Annotated in this window: 20 protein-coding genes and 1 pseudogene; 8 read left to right on the top strand and 13 right to left on the bottom strand. The window is 72.8% G+C overall.

Annotation, left to right across the window (positions count from 1 at the left end):
• Positions 1–7: 7 nt before the first annotated feature.
• The 3 genes from QFZ64_RS32580 to QFZ64_RS32590 all read right to left on the bottom strand — a co-directional run bounded on the left by QFZ64_RS32580 (position 8) and on the right by QFZ64_RS32590 (position 3,443).
• The gene (locus QFZ64_RS32580) at positions 8–2,260 is read right to left on the bottom strand and encodes an NHLP family bacteriocin export ABC transporter peptidase/permease/ATPase subunit (RefSeq protein WP_307071060.1); all 2,253 of its coding nucleotides are present in this window, start codon (positions 2,258–2,260) and stop codon (positions 8–10) included.
• On the bottom strand, positions 2,257–3,063 hold the full coding sequence (locus QFZ64_RS32585; protein ID WP_307071061.1) for a DUF2118 domain-containing protein: 807 nt from the start codon (positions 3,061–3,063) through the stop codon (positions 2,257–2,259). Before QFZ64_RS32585 ends, QFZ64_RS32580 begins: the two co-directional genes overlap by 4 nt.
• A 164-nt stretch (positions 3,064–3,227) precedes the next feature.
• Positions 3,228–3,443 (bottom strand): type A2 lantipeptide, encoded by a 216-nt coding sequence (locus QFZ64_RS32590; protein ID WP_307071062.1) that lies wholly within the window; start codon positions 3,441–3,443, stop codon positions 3,228–3,230.
• Between the two features lie 631 nt (positions 3,444–4,074).
• Between QFZ64_RS32590 and QFZ64_RS32595 the strand changes: the two genes are divergently transcribed.
• Positions 4,075–5,394, top strand: coding sequence for a S1 family peptidase (locus QFZ64_RS32595; RefSeq protein WP_307071063.1), 1,320 nt, complete (start codon positions 4,075–4,077; stop codon positions 5,392–5,394).
• 265 nt (positions 5,395–5,659) lie between these two features.
• Here the strand turns inward: QFZ64_RS32595 and QFZ64_RS32600 are convergent, their stop codons facing one another.
• Positions 5,660–7,810, bottom strand: a complete 2,151-nt coding sequence (locus QFZ64_RS32600; protein ID WP_373430703.1) for a SpoIIE family protein phosphatase — start codon at positions 7,808–7,810, stop codon at positions 5,660–5,662.
• A 164-nt stretch (positions 7,811–7,974) separates the two neighbouring features.
• On the opposite strand from QFZ64_RS32600, the gene QFZ64_RS32605 reads away from it, so the two are divergent.
• Both QFZ64_RS32605 and QFZ64_RS32610 read left to right on the top strand, forming a co-directional pair.
• Positions 7,975–10,539, top strand: a complete 2,565-nt coding sequence (locus QFZ64_RS32605) for a SpoIIE family protein phosphatase (protein WP_307071065.1) — start codon at positions 7,975–7,977, stop codon at positions 10,537–10,539.
• Between the two features lie 102 nt (positions 10,540–10,641).
• Positions 10,642–11,169 carry a metallophosphoesterase gene (locus tag QFZ64_RS32610; protein WP_307071066.1) on the top strand — a complete coding sequence of 176 codons (528 nt, stop codon included), beginning with the start codon at positions 10,642–10,644 and terminating at the stop codon, positions 11,167–11,169.
• 26 nt (positions 11,170–11,195) lie between these two features.
• Here QFZ64_RS32610 and QFZ64_RS32615 read toward each other — a convergent pair whose 3' ends face one another.
• Entirely contained in the window at positions 11,196–12,446 is a 1,251-nt protein-coding gene (locus QFZ64_RS32615; RefSeq protein WP_307071067.1) for a YncE family protein, read from the bottom strand.
• 289 nt (positions 12,447–12,735) lie between these two features.
• Between QFZ64_RS32615 and QFZ64_RS32620 the strand changes: the two genes are divergently transcribed.
• Positions 12,736–13,887 carry a Gfo/Idh/MocA family protein gene (locus QFZ64_RS32620; RefSeq protein WP_307071068.1) on the top strand — a complete coding sequence of 384 codons (1,152 nt, stop codon included), beginning with the start codon at positions 12,736–12,738 and terminating at the stop codon, positions 13,885–13,887.
• A 396-nt stretch (positions 13,888–14,283) separates the two neighbouring features.
• Here QFZ64_RS32620 and QFZ64_RS32625 read toward each other — a convergent pair.
• The 6 genes and pseudogenes from QFZ64_RS32625 to iolC all read right to left on the bottom strand — a co-directional run.
• Positions 14,284–14,418 (bottom strand): annotated as a pseudogene (locus QFZ64_RS32625) (MarR family transcriptional regulator); the annotation flags it as partial.
• A 15-nt stretch (positions 14,419–14,433) separates the two neighbouring features.
• Complete coding sequence (locus tag QFZ64_RS32630; protein WP_307071069.1) at positions 14,434–15,240, bottom strand: GntR family transcriptional regulator; 807 nt, start codon at positions 15,238–15,240, stop codon at positions 14,434–14,436.
• Positions 15,237–16,769: a CoA-acylating methylmalonate-semialdehyde dehydrogenase gene (locus QFZ64_RS32635; RefSeq protein WP_307071070.1), complete on the bottom strand. Its 1,533-nt coding sequence runs from the start codon at positions 16,767–16,769 to the stop codon at positions 15,237–15,239. Before QFZ64_RS32635 ends, QFZ64_RS32630 begins: the two co-directional genes overlap by 4 nt.
• Positions 16,770–16,828: 59 nt before the next feature.
• Positions 16,829–18,700: a 3D-(3,5/4)-trihydroxycyclohexane-1,2-dione acylhydrolase (decyclizing) gene (iolD, locus tag QFZ64_RS32640; RefSeq protein WP_307071071.1), complete on the bottom strand. Its 1,872-nt coding sequence runs from the start codon at positions 18,698–18,700 to the stop codon at positions 16,829–16,831.
• A gap of 84 nt (positions 18,701–18,784) precedes the next feature.
• A complete protein-coding gene (locus tag QFZ64_RS32645; protein ID WP_307071072.1) occupies positions 18,785–19,663 on the bottom strand; it encodes a deoxyribose-phosphate aldolase in 879 nt (292 codons plus the stop codon).
• Positions 19,664–19,842: 179 nt separating this feature from the next.
• On the bottom strand, positions 19,843–20,796 hold the full coding sequence (gene iolC, locus QFZ64_RS32650) for a 5-dehydro-2-deoxygluconokinase (protein ID WP_373430783.1): 954 nt from the start codon (positions 20,794–20,796) through the stop codon (positions 19,843–19,845).
• Positions 20,797–21,219: 423 nt separating this feature from the next.
• On the opposite strand from iolC, the gene QFZ64_RS32655 reads away from it, so the two are divergent.
• Genes QFZ64_RS32655 through QFZ64_RS32670 form a run of 4 tightly spaced genes read left to right on the top strand, consistent with a single transcriptional unit; the run spans position 21,220 to position 25,232 of the window.
• A complete protein-coding gene (locus tag QFZ64_RS32655; protein ID WP_307071074.1) occupies positions 21,220–22,236 on the top strand; it encodes a sugar ABC transporter substrate-binding protein in 1,017 nt (338 codons plus the stop codon).
• Positions 22,237–22,241: 5 nt separating this feature from the next.
• Positions 22,242–23,312: an ABC transporter permease gene (locus QFZ64_RS32660; protein WP_307071075.1), complete on the top strand. Its 1,071-nt coding sequence runs from the start codon at positions 22,242–22,244 to the stop codon at positions 23,310–23,312.
• 5 nt (positions 23,313–23,317) lie between these two features.
• Entirely contained in the window at positions 23,318–24,310 is a 993-nt protein-coding gene (locus QFZ64_RS32665; RefSeq protein WP_307071076.1) for an ATP-binding cassette domain-containing protein, read from the top strand.
• A 1-nt stretch (position 24,311) separates the two neighbouring features.
• Positions 24,312–25,232 (top strand): sugar phosphate isomerase/epimerase, encoded by a 921-nt coding sequence (locus QFZ64_RS32670; RefSeq protein ID WP_307071078.1) that lies wholly within the window; start codon positions 24,312–24,314, stop codon positions 25,230–25,232.
• A 34-nt stretch (positions 25,233–25,266) separates the two neighbouring features.
• Here QFZ64_RS32670 and QFZ64_RS32675 read toward each other — a convergent pair whose 3' ends face one another.
• Together QFZ64_RS32675 and QFZ64_RS32680 are read right to left on the bottom strand one after the other, a co-directional pair.
• Positions 25,267–25,575 carry a hypothetical protein gene (locus tag QFZ64_RS32675; RefSeq protein WP_307071079.1) on the bottom strand — a complete coding sequence of 103 codons (309 nt, stop codon included), beginning with the start codon at positions 25,573–25,575 and terminating at the stop codon, positions 25,267–25,269.
• Between the two features lie 259 nt (positions 25,576–25,834).
• Complete coding sequence (locus QFZ64_RS32680; protein WP_373430704.1) at positions 25,835–25,993, bottom strand: hypothetical protein; 159 nt, start codon at positions 25,991–25,993, stop codon at positions 25,835–25,837.
• Positions 25,994–26,107: the final 114 nt, after the last annotated feature.

A 26,107-nucleotide genomic window follows, 5' to 3' on the forward strand; every position in this document is an offset into this window, starting at 1 on the left:
AATCACGTCACCGCTCCCTGACCAGGGCCGCGTACGCCCCGCCGGCCGCGACCAGTTGCGCGTGCCGGCCGCGTTCGACGATCGTGCCGCGGTCGAGGACCACGATCTCGTCGCTGTCGCGCACGGTGCTCAGCCGGTGCGCGATCACCACGCAGGCGCAGCCGCGCCGCCGCAGGTTGTCCATGACGACCTGTTCGGTCTCCGCGTCCAGCGCGCTGGTCACCTCGTCCAGCACCAGGATGCTCGGGTCGCGCACCAACGCCCGCGCGATCTCGAGACGTTGGCGCTGACCGCCGGAGAAGTTGCGGCCGTCCTGCTCGACCCGGCTGTGGATCCCGCCCGGGCGGCGCGCGACGACCTCGTACAGTGCCGCGTCCCGCAGCGCCGCCACCACCGCCTCGTCGGGCACCGAGGGGTCCCACAGCGCCACGTTGTCGCGGACCGAGCCCTCGAAGAGGAACACGTCCTGGTCGACGAAGGAGACGGAGGCGGCGAGCGCGCCGCGCGGGATGTCGTCGAGGCGCTGTCCGTCGATCCGGATGACGCCCTCCCACGGCGTGTACAGACCCGCGATCAGCCTGGACACCGTCGACTTGCCGCTGCCCGAGCCGCCCACCAGCGCCACCTGCCGGCCCGGCCCGACGGTCAGGTCGAACCCGGTGAGCAGCGGCTCGTCGAGCGGGCTGTAGCCGAAGGAGACGTTCGCCAGCTCGACGTGCCCCTGGAGCCGTCGCGTGGACGTCCGGCCGGTGCCCCGGGTGTGCAGCGGGTCGGCGCGGAAACTCTCCACGTCCTTGAGCCGGGCCACGTCCGCCGCGAAGTCCTGGACCCGGCCCGCCACCCCGTTGAGCCGGGTCAGCGGCGCGGTGAACCGGGCGACCAGTGCCTGGAAGGCGACCAGCAGCCCCACCGAGAGATGCCCCTCGACCGCGCGCAGCCCGCCGATCCACAGGATCAGCGCGCTGTTCAGCGTGGCGAGCGTCGGCGCCACCACGCCCAGCCAGGCGCTCGGCACCCCGAGGCGCTGCTGCTCCTCCAGCGTGGTGGCGTGCTGCCCGGCCCAGGTGCGGAAGTAGCCGTCCTCGCCGCCGGTCGCCTTCATCGTCTCGATCAACTGCAGGCCCGTATAAGCGGTGTTGGTGAGCCGTGCGGTGTCCGCGCGCAGCTTCGCCGTCCGGGTCGCCCGCAGCCGTACGACGACCCGCATCGCCACGATGTTGAGCAGCGCCACCCCGATGCCGACGAAGGTGAGCTGGGGGTCGTAGGTGTAGAGCAGCAGCGCGTACAGCACGACGACCACCGCGTCCACGCCCGCCGCCGCCAGGTCCCGGGCGAGGGTCTCGGCGACGGCGTCGTTGGAGCCGAGGCGCTGGACGAGGTCGGCGGGGCTGCGCTGGGCGAAGAACGTGACCGGCAGCCGCAGCAGATGGCGCAGGAAGCGGGCGCTGGACAGGGTGGAGGAGATGAGCCGGCCGCGCAGCAGATTGGCCTGTTGCAGCCAGGTCAGCACCACCGTGAGCAGCACGCACGCCGCCATGGAGGCGAACAGCACGCCCAGCGAGGAGGTCTGCCCGCCGATGAGGAAGGTGTCGATGTACGTACGGCTCAGCGCGGGCACGGCCGCCCCGACCACCACCAGCAGCAGGCTGGCCAGGACGGCGGCGGGCAGCGTGCCCGCGGTGCCGCGCAGCCGCGCCGGGAGCGCACCGAACACCCCGGGACGGCGGCCGCCCTCGGTGAAGCTCTCGCCGGGTTCCATGACGAGGACGACCCCGGTGAAACCGGTGTCGAACTCCTCCCTCGGCACGAACCGGCGGCCCTTTCCGGGGTCGTTGACGAACACACCGCGCCGGCCGAAGCGGCGGCCGGTGCCGTCGTAGACGACGTAGTGGTTGAACTCCCAGAACAGGATGGCGGGCGCCGCCACCTCGGCGAGGGCGGCGGTGTCCATCTGCATGCCTTTGGCGGTCAGCCCGTAACTGCGCGCCGCCTTCAGGAGGTTGCTCGCGCGTGAGCCGTCGCGGGAGACGCCGCAGGCGATCCGCAGCTCCTCCAGCGGCACGTGCCGGCCGTAGTGGCCGAGCACCATGGCCAGGGAGGCGGCCCCGCACTCCACCGCCTCCATCTGCAGCACGGTGGGGGTGCGCACGGTGCGGCGCCGCCCCCGCGGGGTGCGGGGGGTGCCGCTCGGCCGGGTGCGCCTCGGCGGGGCCGCGCGGCGCCGGCCGCGCGGGGGGAGGGTTTCCTGTGCAGGGGTCACGGCAGCAGCCAATCGAGGGGACGCCGGTCGGTCAGCCGGACCGAGGCGGTGGCCGTGGTCATCGAGGTGAGCCGGAACGGCGGTCCGTCCGCGGACGACCAGCGGTAACCGCTCTTCGTGGTGGACGAGGTCGGCAGCCGTACCAGGACGGCCACCGGGGGGCCGTCCGCGGTGAACTGCCGGGCGAGCGAGCTGTCGCCGAGGAACGCGGCGATCCGGGTACGGGTCTGGGCGGTGCGGTCGACCCGGACGACCCGCCCGCGCAGCACCCCGTACCGCTGGGCGGGCGCCGACTGCACGGTGAGATCGACGACCGCGTTCTCCGGGACGGAGGCCGCGTTCCGCGCGGGGACGTACACCGTCGCGTACAGCGGGTCGTCGGCGTGCGCGACCTTCTCCACGGCGGCGATGTCCGTACCGGCCTGCACGATGCGGCCGATGTCGGCGGCGAGCGCGGAGATCCGTCCCGCGGCGACCGTACGCACCACCGCGTCACCCTCGCGCGTACGGACCTTGACGACCGGGGCGCCGGCGGACAGCCGTTCGCCCTCCTTCACCAGGACCGCGGTCACCTGCCCGGCGACAGGGCTCTGCAGGACGTAACTGCCCTCCGCGTGGGTGAGGACGGCGGGGGCGTCGACGGTGGACGGCACCGAGCCGGTGACCGCCCACACCGAGGCGGCCGCCATGACGAGGACGGTCACGCAGAGCACCAGCCAGCCCTGCGGGCGGGCCAGCCGCACCGGGAGATCGAGCTCCTCGGGCGACTGCAGCTTGGCGAGGGCCTGCTGTCGGAACTGCACGGGGCTACTGCCTCACCTGGTGGGTGACGAACGGCGGAACGGGGCGGGCACCCGGCGGTCCCGGGACATGGGGGCGGGCATCGGGACGTCCCGATGCATGGGGCGGGCACCGGGACGTCCCGGAACCGGGGGGCGGTTCCGGGACGTCCGCGAGCGGGGCTCGGTCAGAGACCGGCGACCAGGCCGGTGACCGGGGCGGTGTTCAGGCCCGTGACACCCTCGACGGTGTTGACGGCCGTGTTCACCACACCGGACACCGGGGCGACGCCGTCCACCAGGCCGGTGACGGTGCCGACGGCGTGGAGGGACAGCCCGCCCGAGACGGCGTCGAGGTCGGCGTCCGAGATCTCGGCGGTCTCGACCTGGGGGGTGGAGTTCATCAGGGAACTTCCCTTCGTAAGTGTGTGCAACAAGGGGGGAGCGGCCCCCATCGCCGGCAGATGGCCTCTGCGGACAGTGGTCGGCCGCGTTCCGCGGACGGTCGGGCCCTGTGTGAGACGAGGCCGTGGGGGTGACCGCCGCGGTGCGATGGATCAAAGCACGACCCCGCGCCGGGCTTCCACCCGACAGCGACGCTCACCAGCACGGACGCCGGAGGGACGGCTCGTCGGGTGCAGACGCGGGCACGTCGCGCCGGTCACTTCTTCACATGCTGCGCGGCATCGCCGCGTCTCCTCCCTTGCGGAGCGCCCCGCACGAGGGGGCGTCCTCCCCCGCGGGCGCCGACCGGTGCCGGGGATGTGGACGGTCGTGGCGACCGGTGACCCCGTTGCGTATTCGATGTGCAGATTTGCTGAAGCCGACGTTCCGCTCCATCGCAAATGCGGAGGGTGCCCCTCCGGTGACGGACCGTCGGAGCGTCGCGGGCGTCACGGAACCGGTCAAATCGGATCGCCCGAAAGACATTTGAACATCCGACAGCTCTCTCGCGTACCAACGGGCAACAAGGCGTCCCCAGCCCGCTGCCGCACGGCGGCGAACACGCGACTTGGTCCCCCAGGAGGTCCAGAGTTGAGTCACAAACGCATACCCAAGCGCAAAGCCGTCATCGCGGTGGGTGGCGTCGCGGCACTCGGAGCGGCGGCGCTCCTGCTGCCCAACGCCAACGCCTCGCAGACGGACTCGGACGACACCACGCCCAGAACGTTCAAGGCGGTCGACGTCCCCGCCCTCTCCTCCCGGCTCCAGGACCGGCTCGGCGACACCTTCGCGGGCGCCTACTACGACGCGGACACCAAGCGGATCGTCGTCAACGTCGTGGGTGACGACGACAGCACGATGAACGCCGTCCAGGAGGCGGGCGCGGTACCGCACCAGGTGCGCAACAGCACCGACGCGCTCGAGAACGCCGCGAAGACGCTGCGTACGGACGCCACGATCCCCGGCACGGCCTGGGCGGTCGACCCGAAGACCAACGAGATCCGGGTCACCGCCGACAGCACCGTCACCGGCGCCACGTGGGACAAGCTCCAGTCGACCGTCAAGAGCCTCGGCTCCGGCATGGCGACCCTCAAGAAGTCCGAGGGCACCTTGAAGACGTTCGTCTCCGGCGGCGACGCCATCTTCGGCGGCAACGCGCGCTGCTCCCTCGGCTTCAACGTCACCGCGGGCGACGGCAGCCCGGCGTTCCTGACGGCGGGTCACTGCGGGGTCGCGGCGGACCAGTGGGCAGACGACCAGAACGGACAGCCCATCGCCGCGGTCGACCAGGCCACCTTCCCCGGTGACGGCGACTTCTCCCTGGTCAAGTACGACGACCCGGCCACGCAGGCGCCCAGCGAGGTGAACGTGGGCGGCGGTCAGGTCGTGAAGATCACCCAGGCCGCGGAGGCGACGGTCGGGCAGCAGGTGTTCCGGATGGGCAGCACCACGGGGCTGCACGACGGATCGGTGCTCGGCCTCGACGCCACGGTGAACTATGCCGAGGGAACGGTGACCGGGCTCATCCAGACCGACGTGTGCGCGGAGCCGGGGGACAGCGGGGGGTCGCTGTTCACCCAGGACGGCAGCGCGGTCGGGCTCACGTCCGGGGGCAGCGGGGACTGCACGGCGGGGGGCGAGACGTTCTTCCAGCCGGTGACGACCGCGTTGCAGGCGACGGGGGCGACGTTGGGGGACGGCGGGGGTGATCAGGCCGGCGGTCAGGCGGGTGACCAGGCCGGTGACCAGGCAGGCGATCAGAGTGGTGACCAGGCCGGTGACCAGGCCGGTGGGGACGCGCAGGCCGGTGGGGACGCGCAGGCCGGTGGGGACGCGCAGGCCGGTGGGGACGCGCAGGCCGGCGGGGCCGGGCTGGAGTCGGCGCACCACGGGCACCGGCGCGGTCGCTGACGGGTGAGGCGGGGGTCCGCGAAGAACAATTCTCTCGCCCCCGCCGCCCTTGCCCTTCCCGTCCCTCGAGGGGCGCTGCCCCTTCGACCCCGGACGTGGCGGTTGGTGGGTGGTTGCTCGCGCGGTTCCCCGCGCCCCCGGAAGGGGCGCGGGGCTGTGTCGACATGCGGCCCCGCCACGTGGGCGCGATCTTTCCGGGAGTCCGGGGGCGGAGCCCCCCTGGGAGGGGAAGGGCAGGGGCGGCGGGGGCGGAGAAGGACCGGCCTCACACCGCTCGTAGCAGGAGCAGCGCCACGTCGTCCAGGCGCTCGCCACCCGCCGCCTCGCGCCCCAGCAACCGGTCCGCCAACGCGTCCATCGGCTCCACCGGGTCCCCCGCGAGCCGCTCCGCCAGCTCCCCCAGCGCATCGTCGAGGTCGACCTCCGGCGACTCGATCAACCCGTCGGTGTACAGCAGCAGCACCGCCCCCCGCGGAAACGCCACCTCCACCGTCGGATACACCGCCGACTCCTGGATCCCCAGCAGCGGCCCCCCTGCCAGGTCCAGCACCCGTACCCGCCCGTCCGGCCGCCGCAGCAACGGCGGCGGATGCCCCGCCCGCGCCAGCAGCATCCGCTCCCGCTCCCTGTCGATGCTCAGATACACACAGCTCGCGAAGAGATCGGTGCGCAGGTCGATCAGCAGCCGGTTGGTGCTGCGCATGACCTCTCCGGGACCCTGCCCCACCGTCGTGTACGCGCGCACGGCGGTACGGATCTGCCCCATGAGCCCGGCCGCGGTCACGTTGTGCCCCTGCACGTCCCCGATCGCCGCCACCGCCCTGTCCTGCGTCGGCACCACGTCGTAGAAGTCGCCGCCGATCTCCATGCCCTGGGTGGCGGGCAGATAGCGGGCCGCCGTCTCCAGACCGGGCAGCGACGGCAGCGACGGCGGCAGCAGTGCCTGCTGCAGCCCGTGCGCGAGCCGGTGCTTGGCGTCGTACAGCAGCGCCCGTTCCAGTGCCTGCGCGATCAGGCCGCTCAGACTGGTCAGCACCGCCCGCTCGTCGGCGGGGAACGCGTGCGGCTGCGCGTACGCCAGTACCCAGGTGCCCACCGCCCGCCCGGAGGCGATCAGCGGCAGGCACGCCCACGCGGCCATGCCGTCCGAGGTGGGCGTCCGTCGCGGGTACAGCCGCTCGAGCTGCTCGGGGGACTCGAAGAACGCCGGCGCGCTGGTGGCCAGCACCCGGGCGCTGGGGATCGGCGCGGTCAGCGGCGTACCGTTCCAGCGCTCGACGGCGGCGTCGTCGGGGAAACCGCGGTGGCCGAGGATGTGCAGCCGGCCGGCGTGCGTGCCCAGCATCATCAAGCCCTGGCTGCCGACGGCCGGCGCGATCTCGTCCGCGATGAGCTGGACGACGTCCTCGACCCCCACCGCCTGGGTGAGCGCGCCCGCCAGGTTGAGCACGTGCCCGATGGTCACCAGCCGTCTGCCCCCCACCTGGCGCGTGGGATCGACGGTGTCGGCCCGGCCCCCCCGCTTGTCGCGGGAGGCCGCGTCGGAAGGGGCGATGCGCAGGCTGAGCCCGTCGTCGCCGGGGTAGAACCGGAAGGAGAGCCAGCTCCCCGGCGGTCGCAGCGCGACGAACGTGGTGACCTGCCGGGTGAGCAGCGCGGCCCGGTAGCGGTCCTCGTAGCCGGGGTCGTTGAGCCAGGGGGCGGCCGCCCACAGCAGGGCGCCCGGCAGCTCCGCGGCCGGAATGCCGAGCAGTTCGCCGGCCGCCCGGTTGGCGAAGGTGATCCTGCCGTGCAGGTCCAGCCCGCACAGCCCGTACGGCAGCCGGGCCGCCGTGCGGACCGCCGCCAGCGCACCGGAGGGGTCGCTCACCTCCGCCTCGGCGGGCGGCGGCAGCACATCGGGTTCGGGTCCGACCGGACGGTGCTCGGCGGCCGCCCGCTCCAGCCGGCTCACCAGCCGGTCGCAGGCAGCGTCGAGGTGGTGGCGCTCGCGGTCGGAGAGCTGCGGGGCGTGGGTCTGGGGCCAGGTCACGAACACCGCGCCGTACGCGGTGTCGTCCGTCGCGAGGGGCAGCGCGGCCAGGCAGAACGGGTACGGGAGGACGGCCGCGATGCGCGGGTAGCGGTGGGCCATCTCGACCTCGCCGCCCACCCACACCAGGCGCCGTTCGCGGAGCGCGTCCGAGACGGGCATGGACGAGCCGAGGCTCACGCGCTCCCAGGGCGAGGCGAACACGCGGGGGAGGCCCGCCATGACCGTCATCTCCAGCACCGGTTCGCGAGAGGAGAGCAGGTAGATGGCGCCGGACAGGGCGTGGAGGTCGTCCAGCACGGCGGCGAGGGTCGAGGACAGCGAAGGGTGACCGGGCGGGTCGGAGACCGGCGGCGACGGCGGTACGTCGGCCACGCCGACCACCTCCTCCCTTCCCTCGACACGGAATCCAGCCTCCCGCACGGCCGCCCGGCCCGCACGGCGAAAGGCCCCCGACGGCGCCCGGACCCCGGGAGGCGGCAGGGGCGGGAAACCGCGTAGGTGTCACAGGGGCTGCACATCCGCCCCATACGCGCTGTAATGACGGCGTGGTCAGTGAGCGGCGCACCGCGGAAAGCGGATCGAGAACACCGCGTACCGAGCTTGCCCTCAAGACCCTCGCCGCCGACCTCTCCGCCCACGACCGCCTGCGCCGCACCCTCGAACAGACCCTCGTCTTCGCCCACGCCACCGCCGCCGCGCTCTACACCGCCGACGCGTCCGACGCCCTCACCCTCGCCGAGTCCGTCGGCGTCCCCCGCACCCTGTACGGGCTCCGCGACACCTACCCCCTCACCGCCTCCTCGCTCCTCGTCGACGCCCACCGCGCCGGTGCCCCCCACTGGCTCACCGCCGCCGACCTCGCCCGGCGCTCCGACCCGCGTTTCCTTCCGCCCCTCGCCGACTTCTCCCTCGGCGTCCTGCCGCTGCGGGACGGCGGCTGCCTCGTCGTCGTCCACGACGCGCCCGGCGGCTTCGACACCGAGGACCGCGCCTGCCTCGCCGTGATCGCCGAGGCCCTCACCAGTCGCACCCCGGCCCCGGTCCCCGACGACGGTCACGACACCCCGCGCTCGGCCTTCTTCAGTCTCGCCATGGACACCGGCCGCATCGAGGTCGACGACGCCGTGCTCGACCTGTTCGGTCTGGCCCGGGACGACTTCGACGGCCGGGTGGAGACCCTGCTCGCCCGCACCGTCCCCGAGGACCTGCCCTCCCTGATGTCCCTGGTCGAGCCCGACCACATGTCGCTGGGCGAACGCGAGCTGGAGTTCCGCATCCTCCAGCCCTCCGGGGAGCCACGCTGGCTGCGGATGCGCGGCCGGCTGCTGCCGGCGGACACGGGCGTCTCCGCGGGCGCGAGTCCCTCCGAGGCTTCGGACCCGGCCGCCCCTGCGGACCTCACAGCGGCTCCGGTCTCCTCCGCGGCTCCGGGCGCGGGCCGGGGCGGCGGCGCACCCGGCCCGCCGCGCCTGGTCGGCACCGTCGCCGACGCCTCCACCCTGCGCCCCGGCTTCAGCGACGTCACCCGCATCCAGCGCCTCGCCGCCGCCCTGGCCACCGCCGGAACGGTCCGCGGCGTCGGCGAGGCGGTGGCGACCGCACTGCGCGTCCCGCTCCGCGCCGACCGCCTAGCCCTCGCCGAGCTGGAGGGCGACCGCCTCGTCGTCACCGTCCTCGACCCGCCCGACCCCGAGGCCTGGCCCGCCCTGTGGCGCTCGGAATGGCGCTCGGAGTGGCCTGACGCCCCCGTGGGCGCCATGCCGACGCTCGCCGCCACCCTGCGCGAGGGCCGTATCACCATCCGGCCCGCCGGCGCCGTACTCGAACCCGCCCTCGCCGAGGTCGGCCCCGGCGGGCTCGCCGTGCTGCCGCTGCCCGCCGACGGCCGGATGGCCGGCGCCTGTCTTCTCGGCTGGGACGCCCCGCACGACTTCGCCCCCGACGAACGCGCCCTGCTGACCGCCGCCGCGGGCCTCGCCGGACAGGCACTGCTGCGCGCCCATGCCTTCGACGCCGAGCACGAGCTGATCGGCATGCTCCAGCGCACCCTGCTGCCGCGCCGGCTGCCCCGGCTGCCCGGTGCGGAGGCCGTCGCCCGCTACCTCCCGACGACCGCCGGCCTGGAGGTGGGAGGCGACTGGTACGACGTGATCCCGCTGCCCGACAACCACGTGGCCCTCGTCATCGGCGACGTCCAGGGCCACAACGCCTCCGCCGCGACCCTCATGGGCCAGATGCGCACCGCGCTGCGCGCCTACGCCGTCGAGGGCCATCCCCCGGACGTCGTCGTCTCGCACGCCAACCGGCTGCTGGTGGGCCTGGAGAGCGACCTGTTCGCGACATGCTGCTACGTCGACATAGACATGGAGGAAGGTTTCGCCTGGTGCGTACGGGCAGGCCATCTGCCGCCGGTTCTGCGCCTCCCGGACGGACGGACCGAAACCGTGGAGTTCGAGGGCGGCCCGCCGCTCGGCGTGGTCGCCCAGGCGGACTATCCCATGTCACCGCTGCGGTTCCAGCCCGGCACGGTGCTCGCGCTGACCACGGACGGCCTGGTCGAGTCCGCCGAGGTCGACCTCGACACCGGACTGGAGCGGCTGGCCGCGCGGCTCGCCGCCGGGGACCCCGCCCGGCTCGGCGCGGTCGCCGACGCCCTGCTGACCGACGCCAACCGCGGTGACGACGTCGCCCTGCTCCTGCTGCGCTACGACGGCATGGCGCAGCGGCCGCTGCGCGAGAGCTGGTCGGTGTGGCGGGTGCCCGAGGCGGTGCGGCACGCCCGCCGTTACACCCGGCGCGTGCTGCGCACCTGGGGACTGACGGAGGAGGCGGACACCGCGCTGCTGGTGGTGTCGGAGCTGGTCACCAACGCGCTGGTGCACACCGACGGCCCGGTCCGCCTCGACCTCACGCTGGTCAACCACCGGCTGCGGATCGCCGTCGCCGATTCCTCGCCCCGCACCCCGATCAAGCCGACCGGGCTGGGCTGGGAGGCGACGGGCGGCCGCGGCATCCTCCTGGTCGAGGCGATGTCGGCGGCGTGGGGGTCGGTGCCGGCGAGTGGTGGCAAACAGGTGTGGGCGGAACTGACGCCGGATCCGGAGCTCTGACGGAGCCGGACACTGACGGGCCCGTGCGGTCCTGCTCCGCCTCCCGCCTTCCGCCTCCCGCCTTCCGCCTTCCGCTCCCCGCCCCCGTGCGACGCTGGGAGCGTGCGCCTGTTGCTGATGTCCGACACCCACCTCCCCAAGCGGGCCCGGGAACTCCCGGCGCCCCTGCTCGCCGAGCTGCCCCGCGCCGACGTCGTGATCCACGCCGGCGACTGGGTCGACGCTGCCACGCTCGACCTGCTGGAGAGCCGCAGCGCCCGGCTCCTCGCGGTGTACGGCAACAACGACGGGCCCGAGCTGCGCGCCCGGCTGCCCGAGGTGGCCCGGGCCGGGCTGGCGGGGCTGCGGTTCGGCGTCGTGCACGAGACAGGCGCCGCCCAGGGGCGGGAGCGCCGGTGCGCCGAGCGCTTCCCCGACCTGGACGTCCTGGTCTTCGGGCACAGCCACATCCCCTGGGACACCACGGCACCCGGCGGGCTGCGCCTGCTCAACCCCGGCTCGCCCACCGACCGCCGCCGTCAGCCGTACCGCACGTACATGACGGCGACGGTCACCGCCCGCGGCGGGCTGACGGAGGTGGAACTCCACCGTCTCCCGCCGCGGACGGGCACAGGCGGCACCGGCGGCTGAACGCCGGCGCACCCCACTGGTGCGCGTCAGCCGCCGGACACCCCCGTCCAGCCCACCGGCACCCGGGCCAGTCGTACCCGCTGCGGGTGGTCCCCGACCGCGACCGACAGCCGCTTCTCGCCCGTGGCGAAGTCGATCGCCGTGACCCGGTCCGCGCCGCTCTCGGAGATGACGCAGTCCTTGCCGTCCCCGCTGACCGTCGCCCAGTACGGCTTCGACGCCGCCACCAGCGGTCCCTCCTGGAGCGTGGCGCGGTCGACGACCGTGGCGTAGTCGTCCATGGTCCCCGCGACGCACAGCTTGCTGCCCGAGGGGTTCATCGACAGCCCGTGGTGGCGCGAGTCGTTGACCATGGTCGTACGGTCGTCGCTGGTCGCAGGGTTCTTCGGCAGGGTCTTCATCCGGGTGATCCGGTCGGTGCCGACGTCGTACTCGAAGAAGCCGTTGAAGAAGGACACCTGGAAGTAGAACTTCGACTCGTCCGGGGAGAACACCGCCGGGCGGACCGCGTCGGAGTAGTCCTTGAGGCCGAACGCGTCCAGCCGCTGCCGCATGTCGATGACCTTGACCTGTTTGAACGTGGTGGCGTCGACCACCGTGATGTGGCGGTCGCCCTTCGTCCAGTCCCAGACGGGGTCGTCCAGCGAGGTGTTGACGTCACCGATCGACATGTTCCAGATGTACTTGCCGTCCTTGGTGAAGACGTTCTCGTGGGGCTTGTCGCCGGTGGCGAACTGGCCGAGCTGCCGGCCGGTGGTGATGTCCAGGACGTGCACCTTGTTGGCGGTGGAGGCGGAGACCGCGACCCGGGTGCCGTCGGCGGAGACGGCCATGTGGTCGGCGCGGTAACCCTCCACGGCGAAGCGCCAGTTGATCCGGCCGGTGGTCAGGTCGATCGAGACGACGTCGGCGAAGCTGGGGCGGGAGACCACCATCGACTTCCCGTCGGGGGTGGCGTACATGTCGTCGACGAACTGGTCGTGGCCCTCGCCGACGCTGTTGCGGATCGCCTGGAAGTAGATCCACTTGATCGGGTCGGCGTTGATCTCGGCCATGCGCTCGGTCTTGTCGGGGACGACATTGACGCTGCCGATCTTGGCGTAGGTGCCGGAGGAGTGGATGACGTCGGCGGTGCCGTCCCAGTTGTTGCCGACGAACATGACTTCCTGGAGCGCGGTGCCGGCCGTGTCGGCGGCGGTGGCCGTGGCCGCCGCCGGGGTGATCGTGGTCAGGGCGAGGGCGGCGGCGAGAGTGAGGAGGAGGCGAGGTCTGAGCATGGGGGGTCCCGTCGGTCGTTGGTGCGGGCATGACAACGCATGAGCAACGGACTACGGACTTACTGGAAAGTAAGGAGAGGAGGGGGTGTGGCACAAGGGTGTGTGCACGGTCAGTTTTTCGCCCCCGCCGCCCCTTCCCTTCCCGCCCCCGGGGGCTCCGCCCCCCCGGACCCCCGAAAAGATCGCGCAGTTCCCCGCACACCTGTCAGGGGTGCGGGCAATTGACACGTGCAGCCGTCCGCTTCAGCCTGGGCGGGCGGTGTTGATCGAGAACCAGAAGGGGCACGCAATGCTGGAGTCGCTCGGGGTGGCAGTCGTCGGGTTCGGGTGGATGGGGCGGGTGCACAGCCAGGCCTACGCCCGTCTGCCGCACCACTTCCCTGACCTGCCCCTGCGGCCACGGCTGGTCGCCGTCGCCGACGACGTGCCGGGGCGGGCCGAACAGGCCGCCGAGCAGTACGGGTTCGCCACCGCGACCCGCGACTGGCGCGAGGTCGTCGCCGACCCCCGCGTGCAGGCCGTGAGCGTCACCGCGCCCAACTTCCTGCACCGCGAGATCGGCACCGCGGTGGCCGGGGCGGGCAAGCACCTGTGGATCGAGAAGCCGGTCGGGCTCACCGCCGCCGACGCCCGCGCCGTCGCGGACGCCGTCGCGGACGCCGGTGTCCAGGGCACCGTCGGCTTCAACTACCGCAACGCCCCGGCGGTCCAGTACGCCCATGAACTGATCGCCGAGGGCGCCCTCGGGAAGGTGACCCATGTCCGCATCCGGCTTTTCAGCGACTACGCCGCTCACCCCGACGGGGCGTTGACCTGGCGCTACGAACGGGAGCGCGGCGGCAGCGGGGTGCTGGGCGACCTGGCCTCGCACGGAGTGGACCTGGCTCGGTACCTGCTCGGCGAGATCGAGGCGCTCGTCGCCGACACCGCCGTCTTCCTGACCGAGCGGCCCCGGCCGGCCGGGGCCACCGCCGGTCACCAGCGGGCGACGGGCGGAGAACGGGGTCCGGTGGAGAACGAGGACTACGTCAACTGCCTGCTGCGCTTCGCCTCCGGTGCGCGCGGCGTCCTGGAGGCATGCCGCGTTTCGGTGGGGGAGCAGAACGCCTACGGCTTCGAGGTGCACGGCACCACGGGCGCGCTGTTCTGGGACTTCCGCAGGATGGGGGAGCTGGGGGTGAGCACCGGGACGGCGTACCAGGACCAGCCGGTGAGCACGGTGCACGTCGGCCCGGGGCGCGGGGAGTTCGCGGCGTTCCAGCCGGGCGCGGCGAACGCCATGGGATACGACGACCTCAAGGTGATCGAGGCGTACGGGTTCCTGCGTTCGGTGGTGGAGGGGCGCGCTCACGGGCCGACCCTTGCGGACGCCGTACGCAGCGGGGAGGCGCTGGACGCGATGGCACGATCCGCGGAGCGGGGAGGCTGGGTGGCCCCGTGAGCGCGCCCGGTGGGGTGGCACCGCACCTCGACGGTCCGGTGCCACCCGTGCGGGGGTGATCCCATGCTCGTCGCCAACCGCCTTGCAGATCAAGTCACTTGAGGAGCTTCTGAGCTGCCCCGCCCGATATGGGCCGCTGCCGCCGGGGGCCGCTGCCGCCGGGGGTCGCTGCCGCCGGGGGTCGCCGCCGCCGGGGGTCGCCGCCGCCGGGGGGTGTCGGCCGCCCGTTCCCGGCGGCTCCTCGGCCGCGAGAATGCGCGGGATGTCGACCGGCGTCGACATCTGCCCGGAGCTGAGCGGCCCGAACAGTTCCTCCGCCGCCTCGTAGCCGCTCGTGCAGTCCTGGGCCGGCGCGGCCCCTTGCGGTGTCGTCCGCGGATGCCCGGACCGGCGGTCGTTCGCGCTGGTCCGCCGTTCGATCAGGCCGTCCCGGACGAGTGCGTCGACCAGGGTCGAGGCGGTCTCCTGCGCGATGCCGACCGCGAGCGCCGGCTCGGTCAGGCGTACGGGCCGCGACCGCGCCACCTCCACCGGCCGGGAGCCCGCTCAGGAACGCGCCAGCAGGTGGAAGTCCAGCGTGTAGCACGACGCGCGGTACTGGTGCGCGCCGTACTCCAGCACCCGGCCGGTGTGGTCGTAGGCCGTGCGGCGCATGGTCAGGAGTGCGGCCCCTTCGGGCTCGCCGAGGCGGGCCGCCTCGGCGGCGGTGGCCGCGGTCGCGCCGACGGACTGGCGTGCGCTGTGCAGGGTGAGGCCGGCGGCCCGCAGCAGCCGGTACAGGCCGGTCGCCTCCAGCCGCCCCGTGTCCAGCTCAAGCAGCCCCTCGGGCACGTAGTTGGTCAGGTACGCCACCGGCCGGCCGTGGGTGAACCGCAGCCGCTCCAGGTGGTGCACCCCGGCCCCCTCGGCGACGCCCAGCGCCGCGGCCACCTCCGCGGAGGCCGGGCCGGCCTCGTTGCGCAGCACCCGGGTGGTGGGGGACTGCCCGGCGGTCTCCAGGTCGTCGTACAGGCTGCTCAGCTCCAGCGGGCGCCGCACCCTGGAGTGCACCACCTGCGTGCCCACGCCCCGCCGACGCACCAGCAGCCCCTTGTCCACCAGCGACCGCAGGGCCTGGCGGACCGTCGGCCGGGACAGCCCGAGGCGCCCGGCCAGGTCCACCTCGTTGCCGAGCAGGCTGCCCGGGGCGAGCGAGCCGCGCTCGATCGCCGCCGTGAGCTGCTCGGCGAGCTGGTGGTAGAGCGGGACGGGGCTGCCGCGGTCGAGGGTGAGGGCGAGACCCGGGTCGCCGCGGCGCACCGGCGGCCCCGCCCCGGGCGACTGCGCCCCCTTCCCGGCCCCCGTGCGGGTCATGAGTGGCTCGGGAAACCGAGGTTGATGCCGCCGTCGGCCGGGTCCGGCCAGCGGGTGGTGACGGTCTTGCCCCGGGTGTAGAAGGCGACGCCGTCGTTGCCGTAGATGTGCAGGTCGCCGAAGAGGGAGTCCTTCCAGCCGCCGAAGGAGTGGTGACCGACCGGCACCGGGATCGGCACGTTGACGCCGACCATGCCCGCCTCGACCTCCATCTGGAAGCGGCGGGCGGCGCCGCCGTCCCGGGTGAAGATCGCGGTGCCGTTGCCCCAGCGCGAGCCGTTGATCAGCTCGATGGCCTCGTCGTACGTCTCCGCGCGGACCACGCACAGCACGGGGCCGAAGATCTCCTCGCGGTACACGTCCGCCGTCACCGGCACCCGGTCCAGCAGCGAGACGCCGGTGAAGAAGCCCTCCTCGTGGCCGGGAACGGTGTACCCGGTGCCGTCGACGACGACCTCGGCGCCCTGCTCCGCCGCGCCCGCCACGTACGCGGCCACCCTGTCGCGGTGCTCGCGGGTGATCAGCGGGCCCATCTCGCTGGCCGGGTCGTCGCCGGGGCCGATGCGCAGCGCCTTGGCGCGCTCGGCGATCCTGCCCACCAGTTCGTCGCCGACGCTCCCGACGGCGACGACCACCGACACCGCCATGCACCGCTCTCCCGCCGAGCCGTACGCCGCGTTGATCGCCTGGTCGGCGGCGAGGTCGAGGTCGGCGTCGGGCAGCACCAGCATGTGGTTCTTGGCACCGCCGAGCGCCTGCACCCGCTTGCCGTGCTCGACCGCCTTGAGCTGCACGTACTTGGCGATCGGGGTGGAGCCGACGAAGGAGACGGCGGCGATGCCCGGGTGTTCGAGGAGCCGGTCGACGGCGGCCTTGTCGCCCTGCACCACGTTGAACACGCCGTCCGGCAGCCCCGCCTCGGACAGCAGCTCGGCCAGTCGCAGCGAGGCCGACGGGTCCTTCTCGCTCGGCTTCAGCACGAAGGTGTTCCCGCAGGCGATGGCGACCGGGAACATCCACATCGGCACCATCGCCGGGAAGTTGAACGGGGTGATGCCGGCGACCACGCCCAGCGGCTGGCGCAGCGTGGCCACGTCGACGCGGGTGGAGACCTCGGTGGACAGCTCGCCCTTGAGGTGGGCGGGGATGCCGCAGGCCAGCTCGACGATCTCCATGCCGCGCGCGATCTCGCCGAGCGCGTCGGAGTGCACCTTGCCGTGCTCGGCGGTGATCAGCGCGGCGATCTCGTCGCGGTGGGCGTCCAGCAGCTCGCGGAACCGGAACAGAACCGCGGTGCGCCGGGCCAGCGAGGTCCGGCTCCAGCCGGCGTAGGCGGCCTTCGCGGCGGCGACGGCGGTGTCCACCTCCTCCACGGAGGCGAAGGCGACCCGGCGGGCCTCGGCGCCGGTGGCCGGGTTGTAGACGGGACCGGAGCGGCCGGAGGCGGACGCGGCGGGTCGGCCGTCGATCCAGTGGTTCACGGTGCCGGTGTCGGGGGTGGCGTGCGCGGAGGTGTCGGGGGCGTTCACGGGCGGGACCTTCTTCCGGTGCGGGGAGGGAGCGGGGCGGCAGGGGTCGGGGGCGGCGGTCAGAGGTGACGACGGCGGGCGGCGGCCTGGCGGTCGTAGCGCCGGCGGGCGGCGACGGCGGCCGGGCGCCCCGCGGTCTCGGCGACCGGCACGTCCCACCACGCCTCGGCAGGGGGAGCCGTCGCCGCGGGATCGGTTTCGACGTACACGCAGGTGGGCCGGTCGGAGGCGCGGGCCGCCGCGAGGGCGTCACGCAGCTCCCGTACGGTCCTGGCGCGTATGACGTCCATGCCGAGGCTGGCGGCGTTGGCGGCGAGGTCCACCGGCAGCGGGTCGCCGGTGAAGGTGCCGTCGGCGGCCCGGTAGCGGTACGCGGTGCCGAAGCGCTCGCCGCCGGTCTCCTCGGACAGGCCGCCGATGGAGGCGTAGCCGTGGTTCTGCAGCAGCACCAGGTTGACCGGCAGTCCCTCCTGGACGGCGGTGACGATCTCGGTCGGCATCATCAGATAGGTGCCGTCGCCGACCAGTGCCCACACCACCGCGTCCGGGGCGGCCTGCTGGACGCCGATGGAGGCCGGGATCTCGTACCCCATGCACGAGTAGCCGTACTCCAGGTGGTACTGGCGCGGCGACCGTGCCCGCCACAGTTTGTGCAGGTCACCGGGGAGCGAACCGGCCGCGTTGATCACCACGTCGGTGTCGCCGACGACCGTGTCGAGGGCGCCGAGCACCTGCGTCTGGGTGGGCACCGCGTCGTCGTCGCCCGCGAACGCGGCGGCCACGACCCGCTCCCAGCGCTCCTTGCCGGCTTGGTACTCCGCCTCGTACGCGGCCTCGACGCGGTGGTCGGCCAGCGCCACGGCGAGCGCCGTCAGGCCGCTGCGGGCGTCGGCGACGAGCGGTCGGCCGGCGAGCTTGTGGGCGTCGAAGGCGGTGATGTTGAGGTTGACGAACTGCACGTCCGGGTGCTGGAAGAGGGTCCCGGAGGCGGTGGTGAAGTCCGAGTAGCGGGTGCCGACGCCGAGGACCAGATCGGCCTCGCGGGCGAGCGCGTCGGACACCGCGGTGCCGGTGTGGCCGATGCCGCCGAGGTCGGCCGGGTGGTCGTGGCGCAGCGACCCCTTGCCCGCCTGAGTGGAGGCCACCGGGATCCCGGTGGCCTCCACGAGCGCCTTCAGCGCGTCCTCGGCCTCGCTGTGGTGGACCCCACCGCCCGCGACGAGCAGCGGCCGCCGGGCGGCTCGGACCAGCCGTACCGCCTCCGCCAGTTCGGCCGGGTCGGGCTCGGGACGCCGTACGTGCCACACGCGCTCGGCGAAGAACTCCGCGGGCCAGTCGTACGCCTCGGCCTGCACGTCCTGGGGGAGGGCGAGGGTGACGGCGCCGGTCTCCGCCGGGTCGGTGAGCACGCGCATCGCCTGCAGGGCGGAGGCGATCAGCGCCTCGGGGCGGGTGATCCGGTCGAAGAAGCGGGAGACCGGGCGCAGGGCGTCGTTGACGGTGATGTCCGCCCCGGCCGGGTGCTCCAATTGCTGGAGCAGCGGGTCCGCGGGGCGGGTGGCGAAGTGGTCGCCGGGCAGCAGGAGCACGGGCAGCCGGTTCACGGTGGCGAGGGCGGCGCCGGTGACCAGATTGGTGGCGCCGGGCCCGATGGAGGTGGTGACTGCCCGCGCGGAGAGCCGGTTGAGCTGCCGGGCGTACCCGACCGCCGCGTGCACCATCGCCTGTTCGTTGCGGCCCTGGTGGTACGGCATCACGTCCGCGTACTCCACCAGCGCCTGGCCGACGCCCGCGACGTTGCCGTGGCCGAAGATGCCCCAGGTGCCGGCGATCAGCCGTCGGCGGGTGCCGTCGCGCTCGGTGTACTGCGCGGACAGGAACCGCACCAGCGCCTGGGCGACGGTCAGCCGGACGGGCGGGGAAGGGCTCATCGAAACCTCACCGGAGAGTTGACGGAAACGACGTGTGCGACACAAGAGGCGGAAGGGGTGCGAGGGGCGTGGGCGACGGCGCGTTCACAGCAGTCCCACCGCCGTGTCCACCGCCGCCTCCACACTGCCCGACGCCGGGTAGAGCAGCGAGCGGCCGACGACCAGGCCCTGCACGGTGGGCAGTCGCAGCGCCTTGCGCCATCTCTCGTAGGCGACGTCCTGGTCCGGGCCGACCTCCCCGCCCAGCAGCACCGCGGGCAGCGTGGAGGCCTCCAGGACGCCGGCCATGTCGTCGGGGTTCTCGGTGACGGGCAGTTTGAGCCAGGTGTAGGCGGAGGTGCCGCCGAGCCCGGAGGCGATGGCGAGGGAGCGGGTCACGGCGTCTGCGCTCAGGTCGTTGCGGACGCGGCCGTCCACCCGGCGGGAGACGAACGGTTCGACGAACACCGGCAGCCGCCGGGCGGCCATGTCGTCGACCGCTCGGGCGGCGGACTCCAGGGTGCGCAGCGAGCCGGGGTCGTCGTAGTCGATGCGCAGCAGCAGCTTGCCCGCGTCGAGGCCGGACCGTTCGATGTCCTCGGCGCGGTAGCCGGTGAAGCGGTCGTCCATCTCGAACGCGGCGCCCGCCAGGCCGCCGCGGTTCATGGAGCCCATGACGACCTTGTTCTCCAGGGCGCCGAGCAGCAGCAGGTCCTCCAGGATGTCGGCGGTGGCCAGCACGCCGTCCACCCCCGGCCGGGACAGCGCGGTGCACAGCCGCCGCAGCAGGTCGGCGCGGTTGGCCATGGCCGACGGGTCGCCGCCGACGCCGAGGGCACCGCGGGCCGGGTGGTCTGCGGCGACGATCATCAGTCGGCCGCTGTCGCCGATCAGCCGCCGCCGGGCGCGCCGGGCCGCCGCCTCGGCTATCGCCTCGGGACGGCGGACGCGCACCGCGACCAGGTCGGGGATGCTGATGCTCAAGGGGTGCTCCGTTCGGGGGCGGCGCCGGTGGGCCGGGGTGTGGGGGCGCGGCACGGGCCGCGGACGGGGGAGGGGCGGCGTCGGCCGGTCGCGGGGGAGAAGAACGTCCTCGCCCGCGCGGGCCGGCCGCCGGTGAGACGATTCTCGCCCGTACGACTCGGCTGCCGAGGAGGAGGTCCTCACCGCACGGGTCGGTCACCGTTGCGGAGGCCCTGGACGCCGGTGAGGACATTCTCGACCTCGGCGGTCGTGGGCATCGCGGTGGAACAGGCGAGGCGGGAGGCGACGAGCGCCCCGGCCGCGTTGGCGTACCGCATGGTCTTCTCCAGGGTCCAGCCGGACAGCAGGCCGTGACAGAGCGCCCCGCCGAAGGCGTCGCCCGCGCCGAGGCCGTTGACGACCTCCACCGGCACCGGCGGGACCTCGGCCTCGTCGCCGTCGCGGTGGACGGCGAGGACACCCTTGGGGCCCTGCTTGACCACGGCGAGCTCCACGCCGGCGGCCAGCAGCGCCTCGGCGCAGGCGCGCGGTTCGCGCACCCCGGTGGCGATCTCGCACTCGTCGAGGTTGCCGACGGCGACGGTGGCGTACCGCAGGGCCTCGGTGTAGTAGGGGCGGGCGGTCTCCGGGTCCTGCCAGAACATCGGCCGCCAGTCCAGGTCGAAGACGGTGGTGCCGGCCCTGGCACGGGCCCGGAGGGCGGCGAGGGTGGCCGAGCGGCTGGGTTCCTCGCTCAGCCCGGTGCCGGTGACCCAGAAGACGCGGGCCGCCCGGATCGCGGGAAGATCCAGCTCGGCGGCGGTGAGGTACAGATCGGGGGCCTTGGGGCGACGATAGAAGTACAGCGGGAAGTCGTCCGGCGGGAAGATCTCGCAGAACGTCAGGGGCGTCTGCTCGCCCGCGACCGGGGTGACGTACCGGTCGTCGACGCCGAACGCGCGCAGCTCGGTGTGCAGATAGCAGCCGAAGGGGTCGTCGCCGGTGCGGGTGATCACGGCGCTGGACCGGCCCAGACGTGCGGCGGCCACCGCGACATTGGCGGCGGAGCCGCCGAGGAACTTGCCGAACGATTCCACCTCGGCCAGTGGCACACCGGTCTGAAGCGGGTAGAGATCGACCCCGATGCGCCCCATGGTGAGGAGGTCGAAGGAGACAGCGGGCGAGGAACCCGAATCCGCGTAGGACTCAGCAGGCTCGGAGGACCCGGAGGGCAGGGACATGCGCGTAGCTCCTCGTCGACTGGAAGGCGGAAGGCGGAAGGCGGAAGGAGAAAGGGGAAAGGAACCGGGTTCGTCAGGGCCGTGCCGATGTCACACAGGTCTAGGCGTCGCCGGGGCACCTGTCAAGACTTTGTACTGACATACGGACCTGTGTCTGAGCTGATGTCTTAACAAAGTATTGACAGTGGGGTATCACAGGCGTTTGTATCCCCTCCCGACACCCCTCCACGACCACCTGCCACGGCCCGGGTACTCTGCCCCGGACCTGTGAGCGGGCACCGACGCCCGCCGCCGTCCTGTTACCCTCCCCCGGCCGCACAGTGAGGTGCTGGAAAGATGGACCGCACGAAACACCCCCGCTCCCGCAGAGCCGCGCTCGTCGCCACGGCCGCGATATCGGCCCTGCTGATAGCCGGCTGCTCCAGCAGCTCGGGCGGGAAGAAGGCGGAGGACGACGCCAAGGGCGCCTCCGCGGGCAAGGCCGACACCCCGCGCATGACGGTCGCGCTCGTCACCCACCAGGCGCCCGGCGACACTTTCTGGGACATCGTCCGCAAGGGTGCCGAGGCCGCCGCCGCCAAGGACAACATCAAGCTGATCTACTCCGCCGACCCCAGCGCCGGCAACCAGGCCAACCTGGTGCAGAACGCCGTCGACCAGAAGGTCGACGGCATCGCCGTCACCCTCGCCAAGCCCGACGCCATGAAGGACGTCATCGGCAAGGCCGGCCAGGCGAACATCCCCGTCGTCGGCCTGAACTCCGGTCTCGCCGACTGGAAGAAGCTCGGCCTGCTGCAGTTCTTCGGGCAGGACGAGAGCGTGGCGGGCGAGGCGTTCGGCAAGAAGCTGAACGAGGTCGGCGCCAAGAAGGCCGTCTGTGTCATCCACGAGCAGGGCAACGTGGGCCTCACCCAGCGCTGCGACGGCGTGAAGAAGACCTTCGACGGCCACGTCGAGACCCTCTACGTCAACGGCACCGACATGCCGTCCGTGAAGTCGACGATCACCGCCAAGCTCAAGCAGGACAGCGCCATCGACCACGTCGTCACGCTCGGCGCCCCGTTCGCCATGACCGCCACGCAGGCCGTCGGCGACGCCGGGAGCAAGGCCGAGGTCGCCACCTTCGACCTCAACAAGAGCCTCACCGACGCCATCAAGAAGGGCACCATCGAGTTCGCCGTCGACCAGCAGCCCTACCTCCAGGGCTACCTCGCCGTGGACTCCCTGTGGCTGTACAAGAACAACGGCAACTACAGCGGCGGCGGTGAGCAGCCGGTGCTGACCGGCCCGGCCTTCGTCGACAAGTCCAACGTGGACCGGATCGCCGAGTTCGCCGCGAAGGGCACCCGGTGAGGGACATGACCCAGCAGGCAGCGCCGGCGGCGGCCCCGTCGCCGGCCTCCGGCCCGGGGCAGCGGGACGGCCGCACCCGGCAGCGCTCCCTGGGGCTGCGGCTGCTCGCCCGGCCCGAGGTCGGCGTCTTCCTCGGCGCCGTCGCGGTGTTCGTGTTCTTCCTCGTGATGGCGCCGACGGTCCGCCAGGGCAGCTCGATGGCCACCGTCCTCTACCAGGCGTCCACCATCGGCATCATGGCGCTGCCGGTGGCGCTGCTGATGATCGGCGGCGAGTTCGACCTGTCGGCCGGCGTCGCCGTGATCAGCTCGGCGCTGACCGCGGCCATGATCAGCTTCCAGCTCACCATGAACGTGTGGGTGGGCGTGCTCGTGGCGCTGGTGCTCTCCCTCGCCGTCGGGGCGTTCAACGGCTGGATGATGGTCCGCACCGGACTGCCCAGCTTCCTGGTCACCCTCGGGACCTTCCTCGGCCTGCAGGGCATCAACCTCGCCGTCACCAAGCTGGTCACCGGCAACGTCGCCACCGACGACATCAGCGACATGGACGGCTTCGACCAGGCCAAGAGCGTCTTCTCCTCCTCCTTCCACCTCGGCGACGTCCAGGTGAAGATCACCGTGGTGTGGTGGCTGGTGTTCGCGGCGCTGGCCACTTGGGTGCTGCTGCGCACCAAGTACGGCAACTGGATCTTCGCCGTCGGCGGCAACAAGGACAGCGCCCGCGCGGTCGGCGTCCCGGTGACGTTCACCAAGATCTCGCTGTTCATGCTGGTCGGCTTCGGCGCGTGGTTCGTCGGCATGCACGAGTTGTTCGCGTTCAACACCGTGCAGTCCGGCGAGGGCGTCGGCCAGGAGCTCATCTACATCGCCGCCGCCGTGATCGGCGGCTGTCTGCTCACCGGCGGCTACGGCTCCGCGATCGGCCCGGTCTTCGGCGCCTTCATGTTCGGCATGGTGAGCCAGGGCATCGTCTTCGCCGGCTGGAACCCCGACTGGTTCAAGGCCTTCCTCGGTGTGATGCTCCTCGGGGCCACCCTCATCAATCTGTGGGTCCGCCAGTCGGCGACCCGGAGGTGACACCCATGACCACCGCTGACCCCAAGAAGACGACCGCCGTCGCGGAGCAGGACGGCCCCGGCCCGGCCCCCGCCGGTACCGCCCCGCTCGTCGAGCTGCGCGGTGCCGGGAAGTCGTACGGGAACATCCGCGCCCTGCACGGCGTCGACCTCACCGTCCACTCCGGCCGGGTGACCTGCGTACTCGGCGACAACGGCGCCGGCAAGTCCACCCTCATCAAGATCATCTCCGGGCTGCACCAGCACACCGAGGGCGAGTTCCTCGTCGACGGCGCCCCGGTACGGTTCGCCACCCCGCGCGAGGCTCTCGCCAAGGGCATCGCCACGGTCTACCAGGACCTCGCCACCGTGCCGCTGATGCCGGTATGGCGGAACTTCTTCCTCGGCTCCGAGATGACCAAGGGCCCCTGGCCCGTACGCCGCCTCGACATCGCCCGCATGAAGCGGACCGCCGACGAGGAACTGCGCCACATGGGCATCGTCCTTGACGACCTGGAACAGCCGCTGGGCACCCTCTCCGGCGGCCAGCGCCAGTCCGTGGCGATCGCCCGCGCCGTCTACTTCGGCGCCCGCGTCCTCATCCTCGACGAGCCCACCGCCGCCCTCGGCGTCAAGCAGTCGGGCGTGGTGCTGAAGTACATCGCCGCCGCGCGCGACCGCGGCCTCGGCGTCATCTTCATCACGCACAACCCCCACCACGCCTACCTGGTCGGCGACCACTTCAGCGTGCTGCGCCTCGGCACCCTGGAGCTGTCCGCCGCCCGCAGCGAGGTGAGCCTGGAGGAGCTGACCAACCACATGGCGGGCGGCGCGGAACTGGCCGCGCTCAAGCACGAACTGGCACAGGTCGGCGGCGTGGACGTCGAGCAACTCCCCGGGGGCGAGGAGGAGGACCCCGGGACGAGGACGGCCGAGGAACCTTCCGGGACGGCCGAGGAACTCCCCGCGACCGAGGACGTACAGACACCGGCGAAGGCATCTCCCGAAGGGACCGCGTGACATGACAGGAAGCGCTTCCCCCGCACCCGCCCTGGATCGCATCAGGGTCGGCTCCGCCCCCGACTCCTGGGGCGTCTGGTTCCCGGACGATCCCCGGCAGGTGCCGTGGCAGCGCTTTCTCGACGAGGTCGCCGAGGCCGGCTACTCCTGGATCGAGCTGGGCCCCTACGGCTATCTGCCCACCGACCCGGCCCGCCTCACCGAGGAGGTGGACCGGCGGAACCTGAAGGTCTCCGCCGGCACCATCTTCTGCGGACTGCACCGGGGTCCCGCCGAGTGGGACGCCACCTGGGAGCAGGTGAGCCGGGTCGCCGCTCTCACCCGGGACATGGGCGCCGGGCACCTCGTCGTCATCCCGTCCTTCTGGCGCGACGACAAGACCGCCGAGATCCTGGAACCCGCCGAACTCACCGCCGAGCAGTGGGCCCACCTCACCCGGGGCATGGAACGCCTCGGCCGGGAGGTCAGGGAGACCTACGGCCTCGACATCGTCATCCACCCGCACGCCGACACCCACCTGGACACCGAGGAGCACGTCGCACGCTTCCTCGACGCCACCGACCCCGCGCTGGTCAGCCTGTGCCTGGACACCGGGCACTACGCCTACTGCGGCGGCGACAGCGTCAAGCTGATCGAGACGTACGGCGAGCGCATCGGCTATCTGCACCTCAAGCAGGTCGACCCGGACATCCTCGCGGACGTGGTCGCGGGCGGGGTGCCGTTCGGGCCGGCGGTGGCCCGCGGGGTGATGTGCGAGCCGCCGGGGGGCGTGCCGGAGCTGGGGCCGGTGCTCGCGGCCGCGCAGAAGCTCGACGTGGACCTGTTCGCCATCGTCGAGCAGGACATGTATCCCTGCGCGCCCGACAAACCGCTGCCGATCGCGGTGCGGACGCGGAGGTTCCTGCGGTCCTGCGGGGCGTGAGGGCGTGAGCGGGGCCGTGGGCCGGGTCGGCCGGTCAGGCGTGGCGGCCGCCCGGGCCCATCGGTTCGTCGAACGCGTGGGTGTCGCCGCCCCTGCCGTAACCGCGGCTGCGGCGGTGACGGCGGCGGCCGCGGTGGGCGCCGTTCAGCGCGGTGGCCATGCCGATGCTGAACAGCAGGGCGAGGGCGAGGCCGGCGCAGAAGAGGGCCAGGGCGTTCATCGTGGCGATGTGGTTGCCCAGCACGGAGACGGAGTACTCGGGGCCGCCCCCGAGGTTGTCGGCGATGGCGAGGCCGGTGAAGGCCGCCGTGGCCGCGAGCAGGAGCAGTCCGAGGACCAGCATGCGGGTCATCCCCTCGAAACGGGTGGTATGTCGGGTTCGCTTCGATTGTTTCGCTTCGGTTCTTTGTGTCGAGTACCCCGGTGTGGGGTTTTCGCCCCCGCCGCCCCTGCCCTTCCCGTCTCCGGGGGCTCCGCCCCCGGATCCCCCGAAGGATCGCGCGGTTCCCCGCGAGCAACCACCCGCCCGCCCGCACGTCCGGGGTCCAAGGGGCGGCACCCCTCGAGGGACGGGAAGGGCAGGGGCGGAAGGTGAAGGAAACTCACGCCGTCACGTAGTGGTGCGCGTCCGCGCCGCGCCACTTGACCCACGCCGGGTCGTCCAGCAGATCCTCCGCGTCCGGCAGCCCCGCCCGCCCCAGGAACTCCAGCAGGTCCTCGTCGGAGAACGCCACCCCCAGACTCTCCCCACGCGCGGTCACGCGCCGGCCCCCCGAACCCAGCGGGGGGTGAACTATCACAGGTGCACGCCCGGACATGTCTCCAGCATGGTCCCGCCGGAGACACCCCGCATCCCCGCGGCCGCACGCACCCCC

Source organism: Streptomyces sp. B3I8, from assembly GCF_030816915.1.
In the GTDB taxonomy this organism is placed as follows: Bacteria; Actinomycetota; Actinomycetes; order Streptomycetales; family Streptomycetaceae; genus Streptomyces.

Excerpts from the sequence above, each read along its gene's own strand:
- QFZ64_RS32620 (WP_307071068.1), top strand. The coding sequence starts at position 12,736 with ATGCTGGAGTCGCTCGGGGTGGCAGTCGTCGGGTTCGGGTGGATGGGG.
- QFZ64_RS32675 (WP_307071079.1), bottom strand. The coding sequence starts at position 25,575 with ATGCTGGTCCTCGGACTGCTCCTGCTCGCGGCCACGGCGGCCTTCACC.
- QFZ64_RS32615 (WP_307071067.1), bottom strand. The coding sequence starts at position 12,446 with ATGCTCAGACCTCGCCTCCTCCTCACTCTCGCCGCCGCCCTCGCCCTG.
- QFZ64_RS32590 (WP_307071062.1), bottom strand. The coding sequence starts at position 3,443 with ATGAACTCCACCCCCCAGGTCGAGACCGCCGAGATCTCGGACGCCGAC.
- QFZ64_RS32665 (WP_307071076.1), top strand. The coding sequence starts at position 23,318 with ATGACCACCGCTGACCCCAAGAAGACGACCGCCGTCGCGGAGCAGGAC.
- QFZ64_RS32670 (WP_307071078.1), top strand. The coding sequence starts at position 24,312 with ATGACAGGAAGCGCTTCCCCCGCACCCGCCCTGGATCGCATCAGGGTC.
- iolC (WP_373430783.1), bottom strand. The coding sequence starts at position 20,796 with ATGGGGCGCATCGGGGTCGATCTCTACCCGCTTCAGACCGGTGTGCCA.
- QFZ64_RS32630 (WP_307071069.1), bottom strand. The coding sequence starts at position 15,240 with ATGACCCGCACGGGGGCCGGGAAGGGGGCGCAGTCGCCCGGGGCGGGG.
- QFZ64_RS32655 (WP_307071074.1), top strand. The coding sequence starts at position 21,220 with ATGGACCGCACGAAACACCCCCGCTCCCGCAGAGCCGCGCTCGTCGCC.
- QFZ64_RS32660 (WP_307071075.1), top strand. The coding sequence starts at position 22,242 with ATGACCCAGCAGGCAGCGCCGGCGGCGGCCCCGTCGCCGGCCTCCGGC.
- iolD (WP_307071071.1), bottom strand. The coding sequence starts at position 18,700 with ATGAGCCCTTCCCCGCCCGTCCGGCTGACCGTCGCCCAGGCGCTGGTG.